Annotated in this window: 8 protein-coding genes; all 8 read left to right on the forward strand. The window is 46.2% G+C overall.

Features of this window, described 5'->3' with window-relative positions:
• Window positions 1–118, forward strand: a 118-nt coding sequence (locus tag Q0294_RS02935; RefSeq protein WP_299460761.1) for a ribosomal protein S19 family protein, incomplete at its 5' end; no start/stop codon positions are given.
• Window positions 119–198: 80 nt separating this feature from the next.
• Window positions 199–543 carry a 50S ribosomal protein L22 gene (gene rplV, locus Q0294_RS02940; RefSeq protein WP_299460746.1) on the forward strand — a complete coding sequence of 115 codons (345 nt, stop codon included), beginning with the start codon at window positions 199–201 and terminating at the stop codon, window positions 541–543.
• Window positions 544–615: 72 nt separating this feature from the next.
• Window positions 616–1,317 (forward strand): 30S ribosomal protein S3, encoded by a 702-nt coding sequence (gene rpsC, locus Q0294_RS02945; RefSeq protein WP_299460748.1) that lies wholly within the window; start codon window positions 616–618, stop codon window positions 1,315–1,317.
• Entirely contained in the window at window positions 1,256–1,675 is a 420-nt protein-coding gene (gene rplP / locus Q0294_RS02950) for a 50S ribosomal protein L16 (RefSeq protein WP_299460750.1), read from the forward strand. The genes rpsC and rplP overlap by 62 nt, the downstream gene beginning before the upstream one ends.
• A 92-nt stretch (window positions 1,676–1,767) precedes the next feature.
• Window positions 1,768–1,977: a 50S ribosomal protein L29 gene (rpmC, locus tag Q0294_RS02955; RefSeq protein WP_299460752.1), complete on the forward strand. Its 210-nt coding sequence runs from the start codon at window positions 1,768–1,770 to the stop codon at window positions 1,975–1,977.
• Window positions 1,978–2,001: 24 nt separating this feature from the next.
• Window positions 2,002–2,247: a 30S ribosomal protein S17 gene (rpsQ, locus tag Q0294_RS02960; protein WP_299460755.1), complete on the forward strand. Its 246-nt coding sequence runs from the start codon at window positions 2,002–2,004 to the stop codon at window positions 2,245–2,247.
• Window positions 2,248–2,339: 92 nt separating this feature from the next.
• The gene (gene rplN, locus Q0294_RS02965) at window positions 2,340–2,708 is read left to right on the forward strand and encodes a 50S ribosomal protein L14 (RefSeq protein ID WP_299460757.1); all 369 of its coding nucleotides are present in this window, start codon (window positions 2,340–2,342) and stop codon (window positions 2,706–2,708) included.
• 3 nt (window positions 2,709–2,711) lie between these two features.
• Entirely contained in the window at window positions 2,712–3,065 is a 354-nt protein-coding gene (gene rplX / locus Q0294_RS02970) for a 50S ribosomal protein L24 (RefSeq protein ID WP_299460759.1), read from the forward strand.
• Window positions 3,066–3,137 lie beyond the last annotated feature (72 nt).

Consider the following 3,137-nt stretch of genomic DNA (forward strand, 5'->3'; position numbering starts at 1 on the left):
GGTGCATAACGGGCGCGCTCACTTATCTGTGTATGTTACGGAAGAAATGGTCGGTCATAAGCTGGGTGAATTTTCATTGACCCGTACCTTCCGCGGTCATACTGCTCGTAAGAAATAAACGTTTTTGTGTGTTGTAGTTACGACTGTGATAGTCGATAGTCTATAAGAATTAAGCAATAGTGAAGTGGAGTAATTGTCATGGGGCAAGTTCGAGCAGCACATCGATTTGCACGAATTTCAGCGACGAAGGTTCGTCCTTTTGCCGACCTGGTTCGGGGAATGACAACTTCAGAAGGTTTGGATTCATTGAAATACCATCCAAATCGTGGAGCTCGTTTTCTCGAAAAAGTCATCAAAAGTGCGGTCGCAAACGCTGAAGACAAGGGTGCCCGTAATGTGGAAGGTTTGAAGATTACAGAAGCACGCGTTGATGGCGGGCCGATGTTCAAACGCATTCAGCCTCGAGCAAGAGGTATGGCATATACGATCCGTCGTCGTATGTCACACATTCACATTGCCATTGAAGCTCCTGAGCTTCCATAAAAGTGAAAAGCACTTTTTAGTAGTCAAGATAACAAATACTAAACCTGAAATACTTAAAGGATAACCTGTATCATGGGGCAAAAAGTTCGACCAACCGGATTTCGAGTCGGCGTGGTAGAAGACTGGAGAAGTCGCTGGTATGCCTCCAAGAAAGATTTTGGGGCATTGTTGGTCGAGGATCATAAGGTCCGCAACTTTATTCATACGAAATATAAGTTTGCCGGCATTCCTAAAGTCGAGATCGAAAGAACTCGGGATCAGGTTGTTGTGCACTTATTCACGGCCCGTCCAGGGATCATTATTGGTCGTAAAGGACAGGAAGTGGATCGGCTGAAAGCCGAGCTGGAAGATCTGACCGGACGTCGGATGGAACTGAAGATTATTGAAGTAGATAATGCTCTGCAAAGTGCAGCATTGGTAGCGGAAGATATCGCGCAGCAGTTAGCGAAACGCGGTAGCTTCCGGAGAACAATTAAGCGTGCCCTGGACCAGGTGATGGAAACGGGCGTTCATGGAATTAAAATCGAACTTTCCGGTCGTTTGGGTGGAGCAGAAATGTCACGGCGTGAAAAAGCCAGCCGTGGCTCGATTCCACTCTCGACTTTGCAACGACATGTTGACTACGGATTCCGCGAGGCACACACCACCTTCGGAGTTATCGGAGTGAAAGTTTGGATTGACCTTGGTGATTATTCAGATGAGGAGAATCGCGATGGCGCTAATGCCAAAGCGGGTCAAGCACCGCAAAAGCCAAAGAGGACGCATAAAAGGTAATGCGACACGTGGTAACACTGTTGCCTTTGGTGAATGGGGCTTACAATCTCTGGACCCTGGGCACATAACAGCAAATACCATTGAAGCCTGCCGAATTGCAGCGACACAATATGTTCGAGGTGAAGGTAAACTTTATATCCGGATCTTCCCCCAGAAATCGGTTACATCCCGTCCTCTGGAAACCCGTATGGGTAAGGGAAAAGGGGAGCCGGATCACTGGGTTGCCGTCATTAAGCCGGGAACTGTGTTATTCGAGTTAGCTGGAGTTTCACACGAAGCGGCAAAACGTTGTTTTGCTCGCGTAGCACATAAGTTGCCAGTCAATGTCCGGTTGGTCGAACGTCGACCTTCTATTTGATCTGGTTTAATCAAGAGTTAATAAAATTTCATCACTTTAGTTCTGACTACTCTGTTCAGCCAGGCTAAAAAAACAATCATTGGGTTCTACTGATGACCAAAGCGAGTGAATTACGCGAGATGAATGACGAGCAATTGTCATTTGCTCTGCAGGAAACACAAAAAGAGTTGTTTCAGTTGCGATTTAAAGCGGCAACTGAGAGGCTTGATGCACCGAGTAATATTAAGCGGTTAAGACGTGAGATTGCTCGAATTCAGACACTCCGTCGTGAACGTGAATTAAGTCAGCTGAAGAATGCTTAATATCAGGCTCGTTGAGGTAAGAAAATGCGAAAAATAATGACAGGCACCGTAGCCAGTGCCAAAATGGATAAAACATTACGGGTCGAGATTCAACAGCGATATCGTCATCCCATGTATGGGAAGATCATTCGCGGTCGGACCGTGTGTCATGTTCATGATGAGAAAAATGAAGCACAGGAAGGGGACACCGTCGAGATTATCGAAAGTCGTCCGCGTTCCAAAACAAAGCGTTGGGATTTAATCCGGATCGTAGAGAAGAAAAAAGACTAGTTTTCTTCAGACAGACTGTGATTGGGTCTCTTTAAAGTTGTACAAAGATAAGGTTTACCTCATCTTTAGGTTGATAAGGAACAGGCAAAGCCATGATTCAGATGCAAACCGATCTGGATGTATGTGATAATTCGGGTGCCAAAGTAGCGCGCTGCATTAAAGTGCTGGGTGGTACGGGGCGTCGAACTGCTGCAGTAGGCGACGTGATTGTCGTCAGTATTCAGAAGACGCTGGCCGGAAGTAATATCAAAAAAGGTCAGGTATTACGTGGCGTGATTGTACGAACAAAGTATCCTTGTCGCCGAGACGATGGTAGCTATGTGAAATTTGATAGTAATGCAATGGTTCTCATTGATGGGGATGGTAATCCCCGGGGAACACGTATTTTTGGCGCCGTGGCTCGAGAACTTCGGGACCGCCGCTATATGAAAATTATTAGCCTGGCAAACGAGGTGGTCTGAGCAATGAAGATTCGACGTGGCGATTCAGTGATCGTAATCACCGGTGCAGATGCAGGCGATACACCCAGGCGTGTATTGAAGGTAGTGGATGGTGGTAAAAAAGTAACTGTGGAAAGCGTGAATCGTGTATTTAAGCACGTAAAACGTGGGCATCCCAAGAGTCCTCAAGGGGGACGACTGGAAGTGGAAATGCCGATTGATGCTTCCAACGTTCAATTTTACTGCGAAGCGTGCAACTCAAAGACGCGGATCGGTTACCGTTATACCGATGATGGAAGTAAGGAACGATTCTGCAGGTCTTGTAGTGCTTCTGTAGGAACGATCAGTCCTCCCAAAGCAAAATATCAGAAACAATAATCAGATTTTGTAGTTTTCAGTAAGGAAGATTGTTCCGAAGTTCGGCCAATCTGAATCAAGGCTATGGCAATA

The sequence above is a fragment of the uncultured Gimesia sp. genome, from assembly GCF_937919775.1.
Classification (GTDB): domain Bacteria; phylum Planctomycetota; class Planctomycetia; order Planctomycetales; family Planctomycetaceae; genus Gimesia.

What these genes read in the sequence shown, in the direction of transcription:
- rplV (WP_299460746.1), top strand. Translation starts at nt 199, where the DNA reads ATGGGGCAAGTTCGAGCAGCACATCGATTTGCACGAATTTCAGCGACG.
- rpsC (WP_299460748.1), top strand. Translation starts at nt 616, where the DNA reads ATGGGGCAAAAAGTTCGACCAACCGGATTTCGAGTCGGCGTGGTAGAA.
- rplP (WP_299460750.1), top strand. Translation starts at nt 1,256, where the DNA reads ATGGCGCTAATGCCAAAGCGGGTCAAGCACCGCAAAAGCCAAAGAGGA.
- rpmC (WP_299460752.1), top strand. Translation starts at nt 1,768, where the DNA reads ATGACCAAAGCGAGTGAATTACGCGAGATGAATGACGAGCAATTGTCA.
- rpsQ (WP_299460755.1), top strand. Translation starts at nt 2,002, where the DNA reads ATGCGAAAAATAATGACAGGCACCGTAGCCAGTGCCAAAATGGATAAA.
- rplN (WP_299460757.1), top strand. Translation starts at nt 2,340, where the DNA reads ATGATTCAGATGCAAACCGATCTGGATGTATGTGATAATTCGGGTGCC.
- rplX (WP_299460759.1), top strand. Translation starts at nt 2,712, where the DNA reads ATGAAGATTCGACGTGGCGATTCAGTGATCGTAATCACCGGTGCAGAT.